Raw genomic sequence first — 23,941 nt, 5'->3', positions numbered from 1 at the left:
ACAAAACTAAAATGAAAACAGCATATATAGTAAAAGCGTACAGAACTGCCGTAGGAAAAGCTCCTAAAGGTTTGTTTAGGTTTAAACGAACTGATGAATTGGCGGCCGAAACCATACAGCACATGATTAAAGAGCTACCTCAATTAGATAAATCAAGAATTGATGATGTAATTGTTGGTAATGCTATGCCCGAAGGTTCACAAGGATTAAATATGGCGCGCTTAATTTCTTTAATGGGATTAAATAGTGTTGATGTTCCTGGTGTTACAGTTAACAGATTTTGCTCTTCTGGTGTTGAAACTATTGCTATTGCAACTGCCAAAATTCAATCTGGAATGGCAGAATGTATCATAGCAGGTGGAGCAGAAAGCATGAGTGCTGTACCCATGACAGGTTTTAAACCAGAACTTAACTATGATATTGTTAATGCAGGTCATGAAGATTATTACTGGGGTATGGGTAATACAGCCGAAGCAGTTGCTAATCAATTTAAAGTTTCAAGAGAAGACCAAGATGAGTTTGCATATAATTCTCATATGAAAGCGCTAAAAGCTCAGGCTGAAGACAGATTCCAAGATCAAATTGTTCCTATTAAAGTTGAACAAACTTATATTGATGAAAATGGTAAAAAAGCAACAAAGAGTTACACCGTTACAAAAGATGAAGGTCCTAGAAAAGGCACTAGTCTTGAAGCATTAGCTAAACTACGTCCTGTGTTTGCACAAGGTGGTAGCGTAACTGCTGGCAACTCATCTCAAATGAGCGATGGTGCCGCATTTGTTATGGTTATGAGTGAAGCTATGGTAAAAGAATTAAACCTTGAACCTATTGCTAGATTAGTAAATTATGCTGCTGCTGGTGTAGAACCACGTATTATGGGTATTGGGCCAGTTAAAGCCATCCCAAAAGCTTTAAAACTAGCCGGTTTAAAACAAACTGATCTAGAACTTATAGAATTAAATGAAGCCTTTGCTTCACAATCTTTAGCAGTAATAAGAGAATTAAACCTCAACCCAGATATTATAAATGTTAATGGTGGCGCCATTGCGCTAGGGCATCCTTTAGGTTGTACTGGTGCTAAACTTTCCGTTCAACTTTTTGATGAAATGAGAAAACGAAACATGAAAGCAAAATATGGTGCTGTAACCATGTGCGTTGGAACAGGTCAAGGCGCATGCGGAATTTTTGAATTTTTAAACTAAAAAACTAAAACTAAATAAAATGGCAGAAACTGAAAAAGACATTTTACGTGGTGGTCAATTCTTGGTAAAAGAAACCAACTGTGAAGATATTTTTACACCAGAAGATTTTAATGAAGACCAGCTTATGATGAAAGAAGCTGTTACCGAATTTGTTGATCGAGAAATTTGGGCTAAAAAAGCACAATTTGAAAAGAAAGATTACGCCTTAACCGAAGCTTGTATGCGTAAAGCAGGAGAACTTGGTTTTTTAAGCGTTGCAGTGCCTACGGAATATGGAGGCATGGGCATGGGCTTTGTTGATACTATGTTGGTATGCGATTATATTTCTGGTGCAACTGGCTCTTTCAGTACCGCATTTGGGGCACATACAGGTATTGGTACAATGCCAATTACATTGTACGGAACCGAAGAACAAAAGAAAAAATACGTACCTAAACTAGCTAGCGGTGAGTGGTTTGGCTCTTATTGTTTAACAGAACCTAGCGCTGGTAGCGATGCCAATTCTGGAAAAACTAAAGCTGTACTTTCTGAAGATGGAAAAAGCTATAAAATTACGGGACAGAAAATGTGGATTTCAAATGCTGGCTTCTGTAATCTTATGATTGTTTTTGCTAGAATTGAAGACGACAAATACATTACTGGATTTATTGTTGAATACGATCCAGAAAACCCAAACGGTATTACTTTAGGCGAAGAAGAACATAAATTAGGTATCCGTGCTTCTTCTACGCGTCAAGTATTCTTTAATGATACCGTTGTACCGGTAGAAAACATGCTATCGGTAAGAGGTAATGGTTTTAAAATAGCTATGAATGCTCTAAATGTTGGTCGTATAAAATTAGCCGTAGCCTGTTTAGATGCACAACGTAGAACTATTACAGAGTCCATTAAATATGCCAATGAGCGTATTCAATTTAAAACCCCTATTTCTAGTTTTGGTGCCATTCGTCAAAAAATTGCTGAAATGGCTACAAACTGTTGGGTAGGTGAAGCTGCTTGTTACAGAGCCGCAAAAAATATTCAAGATAGAATTGAACTTAGACAAAAAAATGGTAAAGACACACATCAAGAAGCGGAACTTAAAGGTGTTGAAGAATATGCCATAGAATGCTCTTTATTAAAAGTTGCTGTTTCAGAATTTGTTCAAAGATGTACAGATGAAGGTATTCAAATTTTAGGTGGTATGGGATTCTCTGAAGAAACCCCAATGGAATCTGCTTGGAGAGACGCCCGTATTTCTAGAATTTATGAAGGCACCAATGAAATCAATCGTATGTTAAGTATTGGTATGCTTATTAAAAAAGCTATGAAAGGACACGTTGATGTATTAACACCTGCCATGGCTGTTAAAGACGAATTAATGGGAATTCCATCATTTGATACACCTGATTTTTCCGAACTATTTTCTGAAGAAAAAAGTATTATTAAAAACCTTAAGAAATTATTTTTAATGGTTGCTGGCGCCGCTTTAGAGAAGTATGGCGAAAAAATTGAAGAACAACAGCAACTCATGCTAGCATCATCAGATATCTTAATTCAAATTTATTTAGCTGAATCTGCCATTTTAAGAGCTGAAAAACTAGCCAAAAAAGAAGGTGAAGAAAATGTAAAAGAACAAATAGCCATGGCTAAACTAAATCTTTTTCATGCCATTGATGTTATTGAAACGGCAGGAAAACACTCTATTATTTCATTCTCTAGTGGCGATGAACAGCGCATGATGTTAATGGGGTTAAAGCGTTACATTAAATATGTAAACATGCCAAACATTATTGAACTAAGAAACATTATTGCCAACAAAGTAACTAAAGAAAATAAATATTGCTTTTAAATTAAGTAGGTGACTAATTCAATTGTTTAAACGCTTCAATTAACTTTTTTGAAGCGTTTATTTTTTTCAGTACTTTAGAAAAAAATTTACATGAATTACAAATTAACCTTCGTCATACTTACGCTTCTTTCTGTAAATATTACTCAATGTCAACTACTTAAAGAAAAAGACACTTTCACTAGACAGGATACACTTCGTGGAAGTATAACACCCCAACGCGCATGGTGGGATTTAACCTATTACCATCTAGATATTAAAGTGAATCCCGAAGAAAAGTTTATTTCTGGAAAAAACACAATTCAGTATAAAGTTTTAAGCAAAAACAACGTTATGCAAATTGATTTGCAAACTCCTTTAAAACTTCTTAAAGCAACTCAAAATGGTAAAGAGTTAAAAATAAAACATGAAGGTAATGCCCATTTTATTACTCTAACTGAACCACAAGAAATAGGAAATATAAATTCTATAGATGTTTATTACGAAGGAAACCCAAGAGAAGCTGTAAATGCCCCTTGGGATGGCGGAATTTCTTGGGAAAAAGATAAAAACGGTAATCATTTTATAGCATCGTCTTGTCAAGGTTTAGGAGCTAGTGTTTGGTGGCCATGTAAAGACCATATGTATGATGAAGTAGATAGCATGCTCATTAGTGTAAACGTTCCTGATAATTTAACAAACGTCTCTAACGGAAGATTGAGAAGTGTTGAGCAATACGGCGACACCAAAACCTACCGATGGATTGTTAAAAGCCCAATAAACAACTATGGTGTAAATATTAATATAGGTGACTATGTTAACTTTTCAGAAGTCTACAATGGTATGGCAGGCCCCCTAGATATGAATTATTACGTTTTAAGTTATAACCTTGAAAAAGCCAAAGAACAATTTAAACAAGCTCCAAAAATGATGGAAGCTTTTGAACACTGGTTTGGGCAATACCCCTTTTACAGAGATAGCTATAAACTGGTTGAAGCACCCTATTTAGGAATGGAACATCAAAGCTCTGTTACCTATGGAAATGGTTATAAAAATGGGTATTTAGGTAGTGATCTTTCTGGAACAGGATGGGGTTTAAAATTCGACTTTATTATTATTCACGAATCTGGTCATGAATGGTTTGCAAATAATATTACAAATAAAGACATAGCCGATATGTGGATTCATGAAAGTTTTACGGCTTATTCTGAAAGTTTGTATTTAGATTACCATTTTGGTAAACAAGCCGCAGCTGAATATGTAATTGGCACCCGTAGATCCATAGTTAATGATAGGCCAATAATTGGTAAATATCATGTAAACAAAGAAGGTTCTGGAGACATGTATTACAAGGGAGCTAATATGCTTCATACACTGCGCCAACTTATAGAAGACGATGAAAAGTGGCGTAAAATTCTCATTGGTTTAAACACCACTTTTTATCATCAAACAGTAACTACTCAACAAATAGAAAACTATCTGAGTGAACAAACAGGTATAGATTTAACCGAATTTTTCAACCAGTATTTAAGAACTACAAAAATTCCAACGCTAGAATATCAAATTAAAGACAAAACTTTAAAATACCGCTGGACAAACATTGTAGATAATTTTGATATGCCTATTCAAATTAAAATAAACAACAAAGAACAATGGCTATTTCCAAAATCAGAATGGAACACTCTTTCTGTTGAAAACACTATTAAATTGTTTGAAATTGACCCTGATTTTTATGTAAAATCTAAAAAGGTTTAACGTTTGAAAGATTTACCCGAACTTTATTTTGAACGTGATACCGATTGGTACGATTGGCTACTAAATAACCACCATAAAGAAAAAGGCGTTTATTTAATTTTTTACAAATTAGAATTAAAAATACCCACCATGCGATGGGAAGAAGCTGTAAAAGTTGCTCTTTGTTTTGGTTGGATAGACTCTACTGTAAAAAGTTTGGGCAACGGAAAACGCCGACAATACTTTAGCAAACGAAATCCGAAAAGTACATGGAGCGCCTTAAACAAAAAATATATTGAAGAATTAAAAGCCTCAGGATTAATTCAAGAAGCAGGTTACAAATCAATAAACGTAGCTAAAAAAAATGGCGCTTGGTCTGCCATGGATAATATTGAAAATGGTATCATTCCTAATGACTTACAAAAAGCGTTTAACCAAAACCCTAAAGCTTTTAAAAACTATAAAAACTTTGCAAAAGGTTATCAAAAAAGTTACCTATCTTGGTTAAATAGTGCCAAAAGAGCTGAAACAAAACAAAAGCGAATTTTAGAAATTATAAAATATTGCGAAGCCAATATAAAATCTAGAAACAATTATTAAGGGTTAGCAAAATTTTCAATTTCACTTAACGTAAATTTAGGATTAGCACCTTCGCTTTGCGCCACCATAGCTCCTACTGCACAGGCAAAATTAATAGCTTGCTGAGGCGCAACACCTTTTAACAACTGACTTATAAGAGATGCTAAAAAAGAATCGCCTGCTCCTACAGTATCTGCAACCTTTATTTGGTAACCACTGTTATAATACAAAATATCATTGTGCAATAAAACAGCGCCATGCTCCCCTTTGGTTACACATATATATTTAGCCTTAGTTTTTTGAGCCATTAATTTTAAATTTTGCTCTAAACCATTATACTTAGAATTAAAATAACCTGCCACTTCATACAGTTCTTCATCATTAAACTTTATAAAATCGGCTAGTTTCATTAGTTTAATTAATATTTCTGGTGAATAATGTGGTGGTCGTAAATTCAAATCGAAAACCTTATAAGGCGCTAAATCAATGAGTTTTAATAGTGTTTGCCTTGAAACTTCATCTCTGGCTATTAGACTACCAAAAACAAGCGCATCACAAGATTTAACTTTATTTACATTATCAGTAGTAATTTCAATTTTATCCCAAGCTCTTGGATGCATTATTTCATAAGTAGCAACCCCTTTTTTATTAAGAGAAACTTGAACTTCTCCTGTTGTATAATCCTTTTTTTTCTGAATATCACTGGTACTTAAACCATTTTCATCTAAATAATCAGATAACAAGGTTCCATTAATATCATTACCAATAGCACTTATCATAGTTACCTCATGGTTAAAAGCATGCAAGCGTAATGCTACGTTTAGTGGCGCGCCCCCAATTTTTTTTTCGCCATTTGGAAATATATCCCATAAAACTTCACCAAAACATACAATCTTAGACATTATTTTATCTTTTAATAAACGTTAGTTTCCATGGTTTGTTGATTAATAGAACTTCTAAATACTTGTAACATACGTTTTGCTATTCCTGTCCAACCAAAATTACGACGTGCAAAACGAGCGCCTTCAACAGATAATTCGTTACGCATTTTAGGATATAAAAGTGGCATTGCCATCATAGCACCAAATTCTAAAGGTCTATGTGGATCTGCAAATAATGCTTGATTACCAAAATCAATTAAATCACATAACCCACCGTGAACAGTTACAATACTAGGAGTACCACAAGCCATAGCTTCTATAGCTACCATACCAAAAGGCTCATATCTTGAAGGCATTGCAAAAATATTAGCAGATCTATATACATTGGCTAAATCTTCATCGGCTATATAACTTTTCCAGTGTATTTTATCTGCAACGCCTAGTTCTGTAGCTAATTTTTTTAGTTTAGATACCCCTCGTCATCTTGATTAGAGCCATCGCTACCAATAGCAGCTACTAATCTTGCTTCTGGACAAAGTTGAAAAACAGTTGGTAGTGATTTTATTAAAAGATCGTACCCCTTATTATGAGCCATTCTACCTAATGTTAAAATATCTGTGGGGTGAATATCATATTTTGCTCTTATTTTGTCATTTTCTTTTGAAGGCACGGGGAAGAAACGATTTTCATCAATTCCCGGAGGAATCATAGTACAATTTTTAGGAAGCACATCGTATTGTTTGGTTAACAAATCTACTTGTGGAATGGTGGTAGCAATAATGTGGTTACACATTTGATAAACGAAATATTCTTTTCTTATACGTTCTTTAAAGCGGTATGTTTTTTCCATTTCTTTTTCATCCATATCGCTACCCATTGTATGTTGTTTCCACCAACCTACAGAATGTGGTGTATGCACATGAGATACCCCTAGCTCTTCTGCTATTTTTTGTCCTGCCCAACCTGCATCCCAATAGTGAGAGTATACAATATCATACTTTTTGCCTTCTTTTTTAATTGCTGCTAAAGTGTTAGTAACAAATTTTTTAAGGTGGTCATGCATGTCTTCTTTTCTGATGAATTTTTTACCTCCAAAAGGAATTCGCCACACGCTATAATTTTCATCTACGTGATCGTATTCTGGTTGGTCTTCAAATTGACGCGTAACTAAATCCACCTTTTTTCCAAGTCGGCTAAATCGTTCTGCTAGTTCCAAAACATATACAACTTGACCTCCAGTATCGGGTTTACCAAGTTCTGGGTTTGCTGCTACATATCCGTGTAAAGAGATCATTAAGATAGATTTCATAATTTTTAATTTTATAGTTTATTTATCAATAATTTTTAATTCGTGACAAGCCGATATGTACTGAGCAGCAGACCATGCTTGGTATGCTTTACCCATAGGTTTACCTGTTGTACCGTGTGCCCATTCTGTAAACTCCCATTCGTTATTTATTCCTTCTTTATTCATTTGGGCTAACTTGTATAATTCGGCTACAGCCATTTCTTTAAAGCCTAGTTTATTTACGAATTTCACCCAAAATCCACCTACAAAAGGCCAAATACCTCCATTATGGTAGTGGTTTGGTAAATTAAGCAAGTTAACGGTGTAATAAGGTCTCCAATCTGGGTCACCAGGACTTACTACTGGGTAAACATTGGCTACTGGATAAGGATCATTAACCCCTACACCTAACATAAACCTAAATGTTTGTTTTGCTTTTTCTACATCTAACGCGCCATGTAAAAAGGCCAAAACATTACCTAAAACATCACATCTCCAACTAAAATCAAATGGTGTTGTTTGAGCTATAAGATACGACGTATCTCCTAAAGTAAATTGTTTTTCTGCAAAAGAAACCGATTGAAATAACTGTTGCTGTGTTGTTGGCCAAAAGTTTTGTAGTATTTCTTTTTTTACTACTTGAGACCACCTAATGTACTCTCCTGCTTCTTCATGATCTCCTAACATTTCTAACATTCTTCCGTAGCAAACATTAGCTCTGTACCAAAGAATTTCATCATAAAGAATATTGTAGCTTCTACCAAAAAGATCGGTCCAATCTCCTGCTTCGGGTATTTCTAAAAGTGCATCATTATTACTATCATGTGCCCCAAGCCATCGCATGGTTTCTTTTATCTCTTTTATATGTTTTCTTAAAAACTTAATGTCTTTAGTAACATTTACGTATTCATAGAATGCAATAACCACCCAAATACCACTATCTATAGAGCAAATGCCGCCTACACCTGAATAATCTGGTACGTTATCTTTAATTCTAACATTTGAAGGTATTTGTCCGTTACGTGAAATATGTTCAAATAATGTTTCTAATGTTTTACGTTGGCATTCGTGAATTTCTTTATCATGAACCAGAGGTAAAGACCCTATTAGGGTAATTGCACCATCTCTAGCCCAAACGCTATAATAATTCTCGTCTGTACCGTTAGCTTCATTATCTTTAATAGAACATGCCGAAAATCCTAAAGGTGTAATATTTTTTTTAAGAGCTTCTATAGCTTTTTTATAACCTTCTTTTATAAAGTTAATTTTTTCGTTTTCATCTTCATCTTCTAAAGCTATTTGGTCTAGCTCTTGTTTTACAAAGAAGTCTTCTTCACTTTGGTCTATATTTGTAGCGTCTAAAGCTACCTGTGGTAATACCGAATAGTAAACTAATCCTTCTACAACCCCATCGCCTTGAGCTTTCTCTGAGTGATAAACTTGCCTGTGCTTTGTATATTGATAAAGCTCTTCGTGTGCATTAGAAACTACAATACCTTTTATTTCTTTTAAATCAAACATAGCAGAATCATTGCCGCTATCTCCTGCTACCAATGTTTCTTCTGTTTTAATGTTTAACTTTTTAAGCAACCATTGTAAAGCATTTTTTTTATTGGCATATTTTGGTAGAATATCTAAAAATTTTTCTCCAGAATATACCACGCTAACGTCCATGTTTGCATTGTTAAAATTTTCTTCTATTTCAAGTATATGATCTGGACTGGCATCATGAAAAAAGTAGCTCCGTTTATATGCATGCTGAAATTTTGTGGGTTGCTCACTAATGGGATGATTTATTTTATTAATTATAGATTCTACAGTTTTTAAATCCCAACCATCATCAAGCACATTATTAAATTCTTTTACTATCCTTTTTTCTTTATAATTATATATGTGTGTACCTACCCCAGAAATGATATAATCTGGTTCTGGAATAATGTCTTTTTTAATTAAATCTAAAACATCATCTATAAGCCTTCCTGTGTTATAAGAAAGTTGTACATCTGCAGGTTTATATTTTCTCCATATTTTATTAAAATTGCTTTTAAAAGTGTGGAAATCTATTAGTGTGTTATCAATATCAAACGAAAGGAATTTTATATTGCTTTGAGAGCTATTTTTAGCATCGTTCATGTGTTATAATAGTATTTGGTTCTTAATTAGAATTTCAATTAATTTCATCAAAATCTAAGGTTTTAAATGATAAATTCCAAGAAAAGAAACGTTTATATCTAGATATTTAGCAAGTACTAAATTAACTATAACACCTTTAAGAAATTCTGAATTTTATCAGTTCAATATTATAAATCTTGTAATTGATTTTATTTAATCTTACAAGCATTTTTAAAAGCAGAATATTAGCTATTTAGGTAGGTTTCTTTCAAAAACAACCGTTACCGTGATGTAATACAGATATAACTTAATAGAAACTAAAAAGTCAAGCCCCTTACAATAAAACGTAGAAGTTAAATAAACAGAACTACTCTACTCGTTTTAAGCCCTCTAAATCCTCAATTTTTATCCGTTTACCAACGGTAGAAATTAAGTCTTCTTTTTTAAATTGAGATAGTACCCTAATGGCAGATTCTGTAGCGGTACCAACAATATTGGCATAGTCTTCTCTAGAAAGTAAGACACTAAGAGTTCCGTCTGGGTTTACTCCAAAACTATTATGTATATAAATTAAGGTTTCGGCTAAACGTTGCCTTACAGATTTTTGGGCCATATTTACAATAACATCGTCTGATTCTTTTAAATCTTTGGCCATATCTTTTAAAACATTAAAAGTGAAATTTGGGTTTTTTTGTAAATCCATTAATATTTCACTTTTAGGTATAAAGCAAACCTCCATATCATTTAAAGCAGTAGCTTGTAAGTTAGACCTTTCTTCGCTTATAATAGAACGCTGACCAAGTAAATCTCCCTTCACCACCATTTTTACTATTTGGTCTTTGCCATTTTCACTTAGCTTAGTTAGCTTACAAATACCATCTTTTACACAATAAACACCATTAAGCATCTCGCCTTCTTCAAAAATAACTTCTCCTTTTTTTATTGTTTTTGATGTTTTACAAGCCGAAATTCTAACTAACTCATCTTTTGTAAGTGCTTTAAGAGAATTAAACTGCTTAATAATACACTGTTCACATTTACCCATACCGTAATAATTCTAGATTTGTAAAAATAAACAAATCATGACAAATATCATATTTTAATTTTCACTAACTTTCCACATTTGCAACAGGTAAAATTGAGCAAATGTTATGGAGCATAAAACGTGTTTCCACTGCGGGTTAGATATAAAATCTTCCGAAGAAATTGTTTATGACAATAAATCATTTTGTTGTAATGGTTGTAAAACTGTTTACGAGATTTTCTCTGAAAACGATTTAACTTGTTATTACGATTTACAAGAGGCTCCGGGAGCTACGCCTAAAGAGGTTGCTGGCAAGTATAATTTTCTTGAAAATGACAAAATTGTTGAACAACTTTTAGAGTTTAACAGTGATGATACTCAAATTATAAATTTATACATTCCGCATATTCATTGTAGTTCTTGTATATGGATTTTAGAAAACTTAAATAAATTAAATCCTGCTGTAAGTTCTTCAATAGTTAATTTTGGTAAAAAAACCGTTAGAGTAACTTTTAATGCTAAAAAAATTACACTTAAAGAGCTTGTTATTTTACTAAGCAACATTGGTTATGAGCCCTATATAAGTTTAGAAGATTACAGTGTTGGCAAAAAGAAAACAGATAGATCTTTAATTTACAAATTAGGTGTAGCAGGATTTGCGTTTGGTAACGTAATGTTTTTATCGTTTCCAGAATATTTTGAAGTTGGCGAATTTTGGCTAGAACAATACAAACACCTTTTTAGGTGGCTTATGTTTGCCTATAGTTTACCCGTTGTATTTTACTCTGCTCAAGACTATTTTATATCTGCCTACAAAGGTTTAAGGTCTAAAATTTTAAATATTGATGTTCCCATTGCTTTAGGTGCTTCTGTTTTATTTATTAGAAGTTCTGCTGAAATTATACTAGATACTGGTTCTGGATTTTTTGATAGTTTAACAGGGTTTATTTTCTTTTTACTTGTTGGTAAATTTTTTCAGCAAAAAACCTATTCATTTTTATCGTTTGAAAGAGACTATAAATCTTATTTCCCAATAGGAATCACTAAAATAACAAAGGAAGGAAAAGAAACCGCCATACAAGTTTACGATATTAAAAAGGGAGACAGATTATTAATAAGAAACGAAGAACTTATTCCTGTTGATTGTATTTTAATTAAAGGAAAAGCCCGAATTGATTACAGTTTTGTTACTGGCGAATCTAAAACCGTTACCAAACAATCTGGTGATAAACTTTTCGCAGGCGGTAAACAAGTTGAAGGCAATATTGAAGTAGATGTTTTAAAATCTGTTGAACAAAGTTACCTTACACAACTTTGGAGTAATGATGTGTTTAAAAAAGACAAAGAATCATCATTTACTACCCTTACAAACAGCATTAGTAAAAACTTTACTATCATTATTTTATTAATTGCTACAGTAGCTACTACGTTTTGGTTGTTAACAGATTCTAGTAAGGCTTTAAATGTGTTTACTTCTGTGCTAATAATTGCATGCCCGTGTGCTATAGCTTTGTCTGCTCCTTTTACTTTTGGAAATATTTTACGTATATTAGGTAAGAAAAAATTCTACTTAAAAAACGCCAACGTTATAGAACAACTAGCTAAAATAAACACCATTATTTTTGATAAAACGGGTACAATTACATCTAACCAAGAAGCCTCTATAGGTTATGATGGCGAAACACTTTCACCTCAAGAAGAGGCATTGTTAAAAAGTACCTTAAGAGGTTCTAACCACCCGTTAAGCAGGTCTTTATATGAACTTTTAAATGAAAATGATATTCACACTTTAGATAGCTACGAAGAGTATATAGGTAAAGGTATTGAGGCTCAATATAATGATGAGCATATTAAAATAGGATCTGCTCCTTTTGTTGGTTATACAGAGGAAAAAGCAACCTTAAACACTACGGTTCACGTTAGTACAAATAATAAATACAAAGGAAAATTTACGTTTTATAATGCCTATAGAAAAGGCTTATCGCAATTATTTAATACGCTAAAAAAAGACTACGATTTGGCTATTTTATCTGGTGATAATGAAGGTGAAAAAGAAAACCTAACTAAATTATTACCATCAAAAACCAAACTGCTATTTAATCAGAAACCAAAAGACAAGTTAGAGTATATAGAATACCACCAAAGCGAAGGAGCTAATGTATTAATGATTGGTGATGGTTTAAATGATGCTGGTGCCTTGGCTCAGAGTAATGTTGGCATTGCTATTTCAGAGAATGTAAACGTGTTCTCCCCTGCTTGTGATGCTATTTTAGATGCTTCTAAGTTTAATGAACTAGCAAACTATTTAAAGATATCAAAATCCGCCATAAAAATCATAAAATGGAGTTTTATACTCTCATTTATCTATAATATAATAGGGTTGTATTTTGCTGTAACAGGGCAATTAGCGCCTGTGGTTGCTGCAATTTTAATGCCTTTAAGTTCTATAAGCATTGTTGTGTTTACAACTATTTGCACCAATATTGTTGGCAGAAAATTAAAATAGCTATAGAACTGGTTTTGGCAGGATAGTGCGTTAGGGATTGAAGCAAGTTACCGTGTAACGCGGAAAGCCCGACCCGATAGGGTAACGCCCAAATTATTAAAACAAATATGACAATTATCATGTTTTGAAAAAAGATATGAAAGTATTTTTGAACCGTAACTTCAGGTAGGTATGAGTGTTATATATATTTTACTAGCTATAAGCGTAATTGTAGCTGTTGGTTTTTTTATAGCCTTTATTTTGGCCGTTAAGAGCGGGCAATATGATGATAGCTATACACCTTCAGTTAGGATGCTTTTTGAGGATGAATTAATAAAAGAGAAATCAGATAAATCAATACTAACCAAAAAAAAAGATTAACAACTAATTATGGAGATGCAACAATTTCATTACGATAATAAAATCGTTACAAAGTTCATTTATGCCACAATAATTTTTGGGGTTGTAGGTATGCTGGTGGGGTTACTACTAGCATTTATGTTTTTGTTCCCTAACCTTACTGATGGTATTTCGTGGCTTAGTTTTGGACGTTTAAGACCACTACATACTAACGCTGTTATTTTTGCCTTTGTTGGTAATGCCATGTTTGCAGGTATTTACTATTCGTTACAACGATTACTAAAAACCCGTATGGCAAGTGACCTTTTAAGTAATATAAACTTTTGGGGTTGGCAATTAATTATTGTTGCTGCTGCAATATCATTACCCTTAGGTTATACCACATCAAAAGAATATGCCGAACTAGAATGGCCTATAGATATTGCTATTGCAGTAATTTGGGTTGTTTTTGGTATAAATATGATTTGGACGATTTTAAAACGAAGACAACGTCATTTATACGTTGCTATTTGGTTTTATATTGCCACTTTTGTTACGGTTGCAGTACTTCATATTTTTAATAGTTTAGAATTACCAATAGCGTTTACAAGTATGAAAAGTTATTCTGTTTATGCTGGTGTTCAAGATGCTTTAGTACAATGGTGGTATGGGCATAATGCTGTAGCATTTTTCCTTACTACACCGTTTTTAGGTTTAATGTACTACTATGTACCTAAAGCTGCTAACAGACCTGTATATTCTTACAGGCTTTCTATTGTACACTTTTGGTCATTAATTTTTATATACATTTGGGCAGGACCACACCACTTATTATACACCGCTTTACCAGAGTGGGCTCAAAACTTAGGTGTAACATTCTCTATAATGTTATTAATGCCTTCTTGGGGTGGTATGATAAATGGATTATTAACCTTACGTGGTGCTTGGGATAAGGTGCGTACAGACCCTGTTTTAAAATTTATGGTAGTAGCTATCACAGGATACGGTATGGCTACTTTTGAAGGTCCAACCTTATCTCTTAAAAATGTAAACGCTATTGCTCACTTTACCGACTGGATTATTGCTCACGTACACGTAGGTGCCTTAGCTTGGAATGGCTTTTTAGCCTTTGGTATGATATACTATTTAGTTCCTAGACTTTTTAAAACTAAACTACACTCTACTCCTTTAGCAAACTTACATTTCTGGTTAGGTACTTTAGGTATTATTATGTACGCTTTACCTATGTATGTTGCTGGATTTACACAAGCTAGTATGTGGAAACAGTTTAACCCAGACGGAACATTAGTTTATGGTAACTTTTTAGAAACGGTTACCGAAATTATACCTATGTACTTAATGCGTGCTATTGGAGGTAGTTTATATGTTATTGGCTTATTAATTTTAGTATATAATATTATTGTTACTATTAAAAAAGGTAGCAAAGTAACCGATGAATTAGCCGAAGCTCCAGCTCTAGAACGTGTAACCAAAAAACGTACTGCAGGAGAAGGTTTCCATACTTGGTTAGAGCGCAGACCTGTACAATTAACTATTTTAGCTACAATTGCTATTTTAATTGGTGGTATTGTTCAAATTGTGCCAACCATTATGGTTGAATCTAATATTCCAACTATAGCTAGTGTAAAACCATACACACCTTTAGAGTTAGAAGGTAGAGACATATATATACGCGAAGGTTGTGTGAGTTGCCACTCACAAATGATTCGTCCGTTTAGAAGTGAAGTAGAACGCTACGGAGAATATAGTAAAGCCGGAGAATATGTTTATGATCATCCATTCCTTTGGGGAAGTAAACGTACCGGACCAGATTTACACCGTGTAGGTGGAAAATACTCCGATAACTGGCACTTTAACCACATGTACGACCCACAAAGTACATCATCTGGCTCCATAATGCCTCGTTACCCATGGTTAATTACTGGTCCATCAAGTACGCTTGACAAATCTCAAACCGAAGCCAAAATGCGTACTATGGTATCACTAGGTGTTCCTTATTCTGAAGAAGATATTGCCAACGCACAACAAAGTATGTTAGAACAAGGAACTCAAATTGAAGAAAACCTTTATACAGATCCAGACTTTGCTAAAAATTACGAAGCAGACAAAAAATATGCTGCTGAAAATGGTGAAGAATTTGTTGAAATGAAAAACAGAGAAATTGTTGCCTTAATTGCTTATTTACAACGCTTAGGTACCGATATTAAAGTTGAAACAGCACAACAATAACCCACAAAAAAAGTAGAAACTATGTTGAAATTTGTAAAAAATCATATGGAGACCATAAGCGGGGTAGAAATTTTCCCAATTATCTCCTTACTTATCTTTTTTATCTTTTTTGTAGCACTGTTTTGGTGGGTTATTACCGCAAAAAAAGACTACATAAAAACTGTTAGCAATATACCTTTAGACAACCAAAACGACGACACATTATGAGAAAATTAGTTCCATCTTGGGTAAGAGTACCCGTAGTATTCTTCATCATCTTCGGAATTGTAGAATTTTTTATAGACTCAGGCGAAAAACCAGCCTTCATAGAATATCCCGCAGTACTTTTATTTCTCTTATTAGTATTGTTAATACTTATTGCTATTGAAGCTATTATAGGAGCTCTTGAAAATGTAATGCTTCATAAACTAGATGAAGAAGCTAAAGCGCGCTTTTTAGCTGAAAAAGAAAAAGCATATCAGTTCACTTGGTTTAAAGAAACTTACAAAAAGCTTTTAGGACAAAAACCTATTGAAGAAGAAAGCGAAATTATTTTAGACCACAACTATGATGGTATAAAAGAATTAGACAATAACTTACCGCCATGGTGGTTATATGGCTTTTATTTTAGTATAATTTTTGCCGCAGTTTACCTAATAAGATTTCATATTTTTGATGGTCCAGGACAAATTGATGAATTAGAAACAGAATTAGCAGATGCTAGAATAGCCATTGAAGAATACAAAAAAACTGCTAAAGATTTAGTTGATATAAATACCGTAACACTTTTAACCGATGATGCAGATTTAAAAGCTGGTAAAGATATATTCAACACCAACTGTGTGGCTTGTCATATGGCTGATGGTGGTGGTGGTATTGGACCAAACTTAACTGATAACCACTGGATACTAGGTGGTGGCATTAAGAATGTTTTTAATACAGTTTCAGAAGGTGGACGTTCTGGTAAGGGTATGATTGCTTGGAAAGCACAATTAAAACCATCTCAAATAGCGCAGGTTGCTAGTTATGTATTAAGCTTACAAGGAACCACCCCTGCAAACCCTAAAGCTCCAGAAGGTGATATTTGGGTAGAAGAAGGAGAAAGTGCCGAAGCTGTAACAGAAACTGTAGTAGACTCAACATTAACAACAAACTAAAATTAAGATCAGGTTTCCTTTACTTTTAAAGTGAAGGAAACTATAAAATCAAATTAAATTGGAAACCCCAGAAAACGAAAACTTTAGAGATTCAATTGGTACTGTTACCGAAGAAGGTAAACGTGCTTGGGTATATCCTAAAAAACCAAGTGGTAAATACTATGATAGAAGAAAACTTGTTAGTTATTTTCTATTAATTTTTTTATTGGTTTCTCCATTTATTAAAATAAATGGCAACCAATTTTTAATGTTTAACGTACTAGAAAGGCGTTTTAATATTTTTGGGTTTCCGTTTTGGCCACAAGATTTTCATTTATTTGTAATATCTATGATAATTGGTGTGGTTTTTATCACACTATTTACAGTGGCTTTTGGTAGAATTTTCTGTGGATGGATTTGTCCGCAAACCATTTTTATGGAAATGGTTTTTAGACGCATAGAATATTGGATTGAAGGCGATAGAAATAAACAGCGCAAACTAGCAAGACAAAAATGGGACGCCGAAAAAATTAGAAAAAAAGGGTTAAAACTCACCATATTTCTAATTATTTCATTCCTAATTGCTAATGTGTTTTTAGCTTATTTAATTGGTGGTGATAGACTTATTCAATATATAAAAGATGGTCCGTTTAGCCATATGGGCACACTAATTCCGTTAATCATTTTTACAGCGGTTTTCTATTTTATTTTTGCCTGGTTTAGAGAACAGGTTTGTGTAATTGCTTGTCCTTACGGAAGATTACAAGGGGTTCTTTTAGACACCAAATCTGTTGTTGTTGCTTATGATTATAAACGTGGTGAAGGGACAAATGGCAGAAAGAAATTTAGAAAAAATGAAGATAGAGAAGCCCTAGGACATGGAGATTGTATAGATTGTTTACAATGTGTACATGTTTGTCCAACAGGGATTGATATTAGAAACGGTACACAATTAGAATGTGTAAACTGTACGGCTTGTATTGATGAGTGTGACCACATAATGGAAAGCATTAATTTACCTAAAGGATTAATACGTTATGCCAGTGAAGAAAACATTAAAAACAAAGTGCCTTTTAAGTTAACTGCCAGAATGAAAGGCTACATAGCCGTATTAACAATTTTAATTGGTATGTTAACTGGTATGTTGTTTTTAAGAAATGAAGTAGAAGCTAATGTTTTAAGACTACCTGGACAGTTATATGAACATAAAGAAAACAATATTATTAGCAATGTATTTACTTATAAACTTGTAAATAAAACTACTAAAGATATTGAAAATGTGACCTTAAAATTATTGTCGCATAAAGGGACTTTAAAACTGGTTTCTACAAGCAACACCTTTGTTGTACCAAGTCAAGGAATTGCTGAAGGCACCCTGTTTATTGAAATAAACAATTCTGCATTAACTGGCGATAGAAATAAAATTAAAATAGGCGTTTATGCCAATGATAAATTAATTGAAACCTGTACTGCTAACTTTTTAGGACCTAGAAGTTACAAGTAAAGTATGTGTTTTGAATAAAAAATTTTAAAACCAGATAAGTGCATTAAGGATTGAGGTATTGTTGGAGCTCCTTGAAAAGAGCGACTACCGAAAGCCTGACCCGAGTTTAAGCGAGGGTAATGCCATAAAAAACAAAAAGCTATGAAGATAAATTGGGGAACAGGAATTGTACTTGCTTTTATAGGCTTTATTGCCTTTATAATGTACTTTATTATTACCATGAATGTTAATGATAAATATGACCACGATTTGGTTACTGAAGATTATTATGCTGAAGAATTAGCTTACCAAAAAGATATAGATAAATTAAAAAATGCTAAGAATTTAAGCCAAAATATTACATATAAAAAAACCGAAGAGGGGTTAATAATTATGTTTCCTAGTAATATAGATTACAAAAAAATAACAGGAAAAATGTTCCTATATAGGCCATCTAACAAACAACTAGATTTTGAAACTACAATTTCATTATCTAATCCACATTTGCTCATACCTGACTCTCGTTTGGTAGATGGCCGTTGGAACATTAAGATCGATTGGCAATATAATGGAAATTCTTATTTATTTAAAGAATCTATAGATTATTAATTATGTTAGCCTCTGCCTTTGTTTTGGGTTTATTAGGTAGTTTTCACTGTATTGGCATGTGTGGACCCATAGCTTTTATGCTACCTGTAGACAGAACAAATGCGGTTAAAAAAGCATCTCAAATTACAATTTACCATATTGGTAGGTTACTTGCTTATAGCCTTATTGGTTTAGTTTTTGGTTTAATTGGCAAGAGCCTTTATTTGTTTGGCTTTCAACAACAATTATCAATTATTATAGGAGTTTTAATGATTGTACTTGTTTTAATTCCTCAAAACAAACTGAATAAATACAATATATTTAAACCTATTTATAAATTAATTTCTAAAGTTAAATCTGCTTTAGGCTCTGCCTTAAAAAGAAAAACAGCCGATACTTTTTTAACCATTGGATTTTTAAATGGTTTTTTACCTTGCGGACTTGTTTATATGGCTGTTTTTGGTGCTATTTCTCAGGCTAACGCGCTTCAAGGTAGTTTATACATGGCTTTGTTTGGTTTAGGTACGGTTCCGTTAATGACTACTGTTATTTATGCTAGCCACCTTTTAAAAGGTACTGCCAGACAAAAAATACAGAAAGCTATTCCTGTTTTTGTAATTATTATAGGTGCTTTATTTATTCTTAGAGGTTTAGGGCTTGGTATTCCTTACCTATCTCCTGCTCCTGTTTATGATGTTGTTAATAGTTCTATAGACTGCCATTAGTTTCTAATAAAAGAAAAGCGCCAAATCTAAAAAATTAGACCTGACGCCTTTCCTGAAATTAATTAACCAAATTTTAAATATTATTATATTTTATATGTCATAACTGGTAATGTAGCGTGGTTTGCTACATCTTCTCCTACACTACCTTGAAAGAAATGGGCTAAGCCTTTTCTACCATGAGTAGGCACTACAATTAAATCGGCTCCACATTTATTAGCTGCATTTAAAATACCATCTTCAACGGTATAGTCTGATACATATTTAACATCACTCATTTTATCTAAATTCGCTTCGGCTTTAGTAAAAAAGTTAACTACTTCTTTTTCTATTTCATCAGAACTTTTAAATCTATCGTTAGGCAAATTAACATTCACCAAGTACATTTTAGAGTTCATACTATTAAACATTTTAGATGCTTTTAGGTACGCTTCAATAGTATCTTCTTCAAAATCGCAGGCAAATACAACTATTTCAAATTTTACTTTAGCAATATCATTTTTAACTACTAACACAGGTATTTCTGCATTACGTACTACGCGCTCGGTGTTAGATCCTATAAAAAATTCTTTAGCACCACTTACCCCATGAGAGCCCATAACTATTAATTCGGCACCATGCTCTTTAGCTATTTCATTCACCTCACTAAACACTTTAAAATGTTTAACAATTGGCGTTATTTTTATTCCACTTAAATAATCTTTCTTTAAAAATTCATCAAAACGTTGTTCTGCTAATTTTAAAAAGTAAATTATCTTTTGTGGTTCTTCTCCTGCTCCTGTTAACATAATGTCTGACATTTCTAACATGTGCAGAACAAGTAATTCAGAATTATTTTGTTTAGCTAGTTTAGCTGCTACTTTTAAAGCGTATTCTGAGTATTCTGAGAAATCAATTGGTACAATAATTTTTTTCATGGTATATAACATTAATAGGTTAAACGGTCATTGAAAACAACTGTGTATTAGGTTGTTTTCTTTGCAATAATAAATCAAAAGCCATACAAATGTTTCTAACAAATGGCTGTCCTTTTTTAGTTACTTCAATACTATTTGTATTTATATTGAGTAACCCATCTGCTTCCATTTCCTTTAATTGCATTAAAGTTTCTGGAAGTTCATTAAAATAAAGATAATCTTTATTCCACATAGTTTTAAAATTGCACATCAAATTAAGAATATGTCTTCTAATAATCAAATCTTCTTCATTTAAAATATGCCCCCTATAAACTGGTATTGTATTTTGGCCTAAAAGTTTATAATAATCTTCAATACGTTTTTCGTTTTGAGAAAAGCCATACCAACTATCGCTAATAGAAGACACTCCTAACCCAATCATAGCTTGGGTTTTTGATGCTGTATAGCCCATAAAATTTCTGTGCAATTTACCTATTTGCATAGATTTGTAAAGCGAATCTGTTTTTAAAGCAAAATGATCCATGCCAATTTCGTGGTAACCTACTTCTGCTAATAGTTCTTTTCCTAATTCATATTGTGCTCGTTTTAATTCTGCCGATGGCAAATCTGCATCACTAAACCCACGTTGACCATTACCTTTTATCCATGGTACATGGGCGTAACTATAAAATGCCAACCTATCTGGTAATAATGTTTTTGTTTTTAAAATAGTTTCTTTAACATGTTCTAAATTTTGAAATGGTAATCCAAAAATAATATCATGACCAACAGATGTATACCCTATGTCTCTTGCATTTTCAGTAGCTTGTTTAACATTTTCAAAGGGTTGTATTCTGTGTATTGCTTTTTGAACAGTTTCATTATAATCTTGCACCCCGTAACTAACACGCCTAAAGCCTAAATTATATAAAGTTTGTAAATGTGCTTTGGTGGTATTATTTGGGTGACCTTCAAAACTAAACTCATAATGTTCGGCAAGTTCAGCATGTTTAAGAATGCCATTAATTAATAGCTCTAAATTTTCTGGACTAAAAAATGTGGGAGTACCCCCGCCTAAATGCATTTCTTTAATAATGGGCTTTTCATTAAACAACTCTAAATATAAACGCCATTCTTTTAAAACTGCTTTAATATAAGGAGACTCCACACTATGTTGCTTAGTAATACGCTTATTACAACCGCAAAAAGTGCATAAACTTTCGCAAAAAGGAAGGTGAATATATAAACTTATACCTTCCGTAGAATTGCTTTCGTTAAAAGACTTTATTAACGAATCCTTCCAATTATCTAAAGAAAACGTGTCCAAATTCCAATAAGGAACCGTTGGATAACTAGTATAGCGCGGACCCGCTATATTATATTTATTAACTAACGCTCTTGACATACCTAACATTTACACAACAAAATTATAATTAATACTCTGTTAAAAATATGATATATATCATACCATTATTTGTATTTATGTTATTATTGATTAACTTTCCAATTATTAAAAAACAATCGGAAAACAACCCTTTTTGGGCATTTAACAAACGGTTATAATTGCGTTTTTTTTAAAAAAAATTACAATAGTTATAACTTTTTAAAATTTAAATCTATGAAAAAAATTAGTCTTATTTTATTCGCTTTAACCTTAAGTATTATTGCTTGTAAAAACAAAGAAAAAGACACAAAAACTACTGAAACAAAAGCTGTTGAAACCGAAAAATTTGTAATTAAACCAGAGGCTACATCAGTAAAATGGACTGCCTATAAAACAACTGATAAAGTTGGTGTTGGTGGTGAATTTACAACGGTGAAGTTTGAAAGTAAAACAGGAGCATCTCCTCAAGAAGCACTTAACGGTTTAAACTTTTCAATTCCTGTTAGTAGTTTATTTACTAATGATGCCACTAATACCCGTGATGCAAAAATAAAAGCCTCGTTTTTTGGGGTTATGTTAGATACCGATTTCTTAAAAGGTAGCATAAGCTATGTTAACGATGCCTGTGTAGCCTCTCTTACAATGAATGGTGTTACGCATGACATTCCGCTTGACGTTAAAATTGAAGAAGACAGACGCGTTACTTTAACCGGCGTTATGAATTTAAAAGATTGGAATGCTTTAGATGCTTTAGCGTCTTTAAACAAAGCTTGTTTTGATTTACATAAGGGTGCCGATGGCGTTAGTAAAACTTGGGAAGATGTAGCTATTGAAGTTAGTACTTACCTAAGAAAAAATTAATCATTAATTACATGACGGTTAATTCCATACTGGAAAAATTAGTTTCATTTCCTGTTTTAGGTGGTGAAAGTAATTTAGAAATCATCCATTGGATTAAAAATTATATTGAAGGCTTTGGTGTTAAAACTACATTAGTTCCTAATGAGGATAATACCAAAGCCTCTTTGCATTGCCGTATAGGGCCCGCTGTTGATGGCGGCGTTATTCTTTCTGGTCATACCGATGTAGTTCCTGTTAAAGGGCAACCTTGGAACACCAATCCTTTTCAACTTATTGATAAAGGTGATGGTAATTTATACGCCAGAGGTAGTTGTGACATGAAAGGTTTTTTAGCCTGCTGTTTAGCAGCCCTCCCAGATATGGTTAATGCCCAATTAAAACTACCTATTTATTTTGCCTTTTCATACGATGAAGAAATTGGTTGTTTAGCGGCATCTACTCTAGCCACACATATTAAAAAAACATATTCTGAAACGCCTAGATATGCCATTATTGGCGAAGCATCTATGTTACAACCAGTTATTGGACATAAAAGTATTCATATTATAGATATTACAATTCATGGATCTCAAGGTCATAGCAGCAGAATAAAACAAGAGGTTAGTGCAGTTCATGAAGCCGCTAGAATTGTTATGTGGGCAGAACAAAAAATGAATGATTTAATTACCTCTGGTAGTGTTGATGAGCGCTTTAATCCACCACATTCGTCACTCCATACAGGCATGATTAATGGGGGCATTGCACCCAATATTATTGCCAATAAAGCTACCCTTTCATTAGATATTAGATGCATTCCTAAAAACAATGCAAGCCAATTATACCAAGAATTAAAAGATTATTGTAAATCTAGGGAACAGGAACAACGTGCTATTTTTTCAGATTTTAAAATTGAAGTAGTAGAAAATCATCCTATTGTCCCCCCTTTAAATACTAGCGAAGATTCTGATGCTATTAACCTCATAGGAAAAATTACAGGCAATTATAATTGGGATACGGTTGCCTACGCCTCAGAAGCTGGCCACTTTTCAAATGCTGGTTTTGAAAGTATTATCTGTGGTCCTGGTTCTATTAAACAAGCACATAGAGCCAATGAATTTATTTCTAAAGACCAACTAAACAAAGGCGCTAAAATGATTAAAAACTTGGTTAAACTTTTAGAAACCGCTATTTAATACAACTTCTTTTTGGTAT

Annotated in this window: 21 protein-coding genes; 14 read left to right on the top strand and 7 right to left on the bottom strand. The window is 33.1% G+C overall.

Annotation, left to right across the window (positions count from 1 at the left end):
* The first annotated feature begins 11 nt into the window (after positions 1-11).
* The 4 genes from BWZ22_RS10950 (at position 12) to BWZ22_RS10935 (ending at position 5,343) form a co-directional block, all read left to right on the top strand.
* A complete protein-coding gene (locus BWZ22_RS10950) occupies positions 12-1,202 on the top strand; it encodes an acetyl-CoA C-acyltransferase (protein WP_076699991.1) in 1,191 nt (396 codons plus the stop codon).
* A 19-nt stretch (positions 1,203-1,221) separates the two neighbouring features.
* Positions 1,222-3,033: an acyl-CoA dehydrogenase family protein gene (locus tag BWZ22_RS10945; RefSeq protein WP_076699990.1), complete on the top strand. Its 1,812-nt coding sequence runs from the start codon at positions 1,222-1,224 to the stop codon at positions 3,031-3,033.
* Between the two features lie 90 nt (positions 3,034-3,123).
* Positions 3,124-4,764, top strand: a complete 1,641-nt coding sequence (locus BWZ22_RS10940) for a M1 family metallopeptidase (RefSeq protein WP_076699988.1) — start codon at positions 3,124-3,126, stop codon at positions 4,762-4,764.
* Positions 4,765-4,767: 3 nt separating this feature from the next.
* Positions 4,768-5,343, top strand: a complete 576-nt coding sequence (locus BWZ22_RS10935; RefSeq protein ID WP_076699987.1) for a YdeI family protein — start codon at positions 4,768-4,770, stop codon at positions 5,341-5,343.
* Here the strand turns inward: BWZ22_RS10935 and BWZ22_RS10930 are convergent.
* From BWZ22_RS10930 to BWZ22_RS10915, 5 genes are all read right to left on the bottom strand, one after another.
* Positions 5,340-6,224, bottom strand: coding sequence for a carbohydrate kinase (locus BWZ22_RS10930; RefSeq protein ID WP_076699985.1), 885 nt, complete (start codon positions 6,222-6,224; stop codon positions 5,340-5,342). The genes BWZ22_RS10935 and BWZ22_RS10930 overlap by 4 nt on opposite strands.
* An 11-nt stretch (positions 6,225-6,235) precedes the next feature.
* A complete protein-coding gene (locus BWZ22_RS16900) occupies positions 6,236-6,628 on the bottom strand; it encodes a glycosyltransferase (protein ID WP_232225270.1) in 393 nt (130 codons plus the stop codon).
* A gap of 35 nt (positions 6,629-6,663) precedes the next feature.
* A complete protein-coding gene (locus BWZ22_RS10925) occupies positions 6,664-7,512 on the bottom strand; it encodes a glycosyltransferase (RefSeq protein WP_232225139.1) in 849 nt (282 codons plus the stop codon).
* Between the two features lie 18 nt (positions 7,513-7,530).
* Positions 7,531-9,624 carry an HAD-IIB family hydrolase gene (locus BWZ22_RS10920; RefSeq protein ID WP_076699984.1) on the bottom strand — a complete coding sequence of 698 codons (2,094 nt, stop codon included), beginning with the start codon at positions 9,622-9,624 and terminating at the stop codon, positions 7,531-7,533.
* Positions 9,625-9,970: 346 nt separating this feature from the next.
* Entirely contained in the window at positions 9,971-10,648 is a 678-nt protein-coding gene (locus BWZ22_RS10915; protein ID WP_076699982.1) for a Crp/Fnr family transcriptional regulator, read from the bottom strand.
* Positions 10,649-10,754: 106 nt separating this feature from the next.
* Between BWZ22_RS10915 and BWZ22_RS10910 the strand changes: the two genes are divergently transcribed.
* The 8 genes from BWZ22_RS10910 (at position 10,755) to BWZ22_RS10875 (ending at position 19,612) form a co-directional block, all read left to right on the top strand.
* The gene (locus BWZ22_RS10910; RefSeq protein WP_076699981.1) at positions 10,755-13,133 is read left to right on the top strand and encodes a heavy metal translocating P-type ATPase metal-binding domain-containing protein; all 2,379 of its coding nucleotides are present in this window, start codon (positions 10,755-10,757) and stop codon (positions 13,131-13,133) included.
* Positions 13,134-13,304: 171 nt separating this feature from the next.
* On the top strand, positions 13,305-13,493 hold the full coding sequence (gene ccoS, locus BWZ22_RS10905) for a cbb3-type cytochrome oxidase assembly protein CcoS (RefSeq protein ID WP_076699979.1): 189 nt from the start codon (positions 13,305-13,307) through the stop codon (positions 13,491-13,493).
* A gap of 9 nt (positions 13,494-13,502) precedes the next feature.
* Positions 13,503-15,701, top strand: a complete 2,199-nt coding sequence (ccoN, locus tag BWZ22_RS10900) for a cytochrome-c oxidase, cbb3-type subunit I (RefSeq protein ID WP_076699978.1) — start codon at positions 13,503-13,505, stop codon at positions 15,699-15,701.
* A 21-nt stretch (positions 15,702-15,722) separates the two neighbouring features.
* Positions 15,723-15,908 (top strand): cytochrome C oxidase subunit IV, encoded by a 186-nt coding sequence (locus BWZ22_RS16895; RefSeq protein ID WP_076699976.1) that lies wholly within the window; start codon positions 15,723-15,725, stop codon positions 15,906-15,908.
* Positions 15,905-16,837: a cbb3-type cytochrome c oxidase N-terminal domain-containing protein gene (locus tag BWZ22_RS10890; protein WP_076699975.1), complete on the top strand. Its 933-nt coding sequence runs from the start codon at positions 15,905-15,907 to the stop codon at positions 16,835-16,837. The genes BWZ22_RS16895 and BWZ22_RS10890 overlap by 4 nt, the downstream gene beginning before the upstream one ends.
* 58 nt (positions 16,838-16,895) lie before the next feature.
* Complete coding sequence (ccoG, locus tag BWZ22_RS10885; protein ID WP_076699974.1) at positions 16,896-18,320, top strand: cytochrome c oxidase accessory protein CcoG; 1,425 nt, start codon at positions 16,896-16,898, stop codon at positions 18,318-18,320.
* 141 nt (positions 18,321-18,461) lie between these two features.
* On the top strand, positions 18,462-18,908 hold the full coding sequence (locus BWZ22_RS10880; protein WP_076699972.1) for a FixH family protein: 447 nt from the start codon (positions 18,462-18,464) through the stop codon (positions 18,906-18,908).
* Positions 18,909-18,910: 2 nt separating this feature from the next.
* On the top strand, positions 18,911-19,612 hold the full coding sequence (locus BWZ22_RS10875; protein ID WP_076699971.1) for a sulfite exporter TauE/SafE family protein: 702 nt from the start codon (positions 18,911-18,913) through the stop codon (positions 19,610-19,612).
* 83 nt (positions 19,613-19,695) lie between these two features.
* On the opposite strand, the gene BWZ22_RS10870 is transcribed toward BWZ22_RS10875, so the two are convergent.
* Together BWZ22_RS10870 and hemN are read right to left on the bottom strand one after the other, a co-directional pair.
* On the bottom strand, positions 19,696-20,526 hold the full coding sequence (locus BWZ22_RS10870) for a universal stress protein (protein ID WP_076702454.1): 831 nt from the start codon (positions 20,524-20,526) through the stop codon (positions 19,696-19,698).
* A gap of 19 nt (positions 20,527-20,545) precedes the next feature.
* The gene (gene hemN, locus BWZ22_RS10865) at positions 20,546-21,910 is read right to left on the bottom strand and encodes an oxygen-independent coproporphyrinogen III oxidase (protein ID WP_076702452.1); all 1,365 of its coding nucleotides are present in this window, start codon (positions 21,908-21,910) and stop codon (positions 20,546-20,548) included.
* 213 nt (positions 21,911-22,123) lie between these two features.
* On the opposite strand from hemN, the gene BWZ22_RS10860 reads away from it, so the two are divergent.
* Positions 22,124-22,750 carry a YceI family protein gene (locus BWZ22_RS10860; protein ID WP_076699969.1) on the top strand — a complete coding sequence of 209 codons (627 nt, stop codon included), beginning with the start codon at positions 22,124-22,126 and terminating at the stop codon, positions 22,748-22,750.
* A gap of 11 nt (positions 22,751-22,761) precedes the next feature.
* The gene (gene argE / locus BWZ22_RS10855) at positions 22,762-23,922 is read left to right on the top strand and encodes an acetylornithine deacetylase (protein WP_076699968.1); all 1,161 of its coding nucleotides are present in this window, start codon (positions 22,762-22,764) and stop codon (positions 23,920-23,922) included.
* Positions 23,923-23,941: the final 19 nt, after the last annotated feature.

The sequence above is a fragment of the Seonamhaeicola sp. S2-3 genome (assembly GCF_001971785.1).
Taxonomy (GTDB): Bacteria; Bacteroidota; Bacteroidia; order Flavobacteriales; family Flavobacteriaceae; genus Seonamhaeicola.
This window is presented reverse-complemented; position numbering and strand designations above follow the sequence as displayed.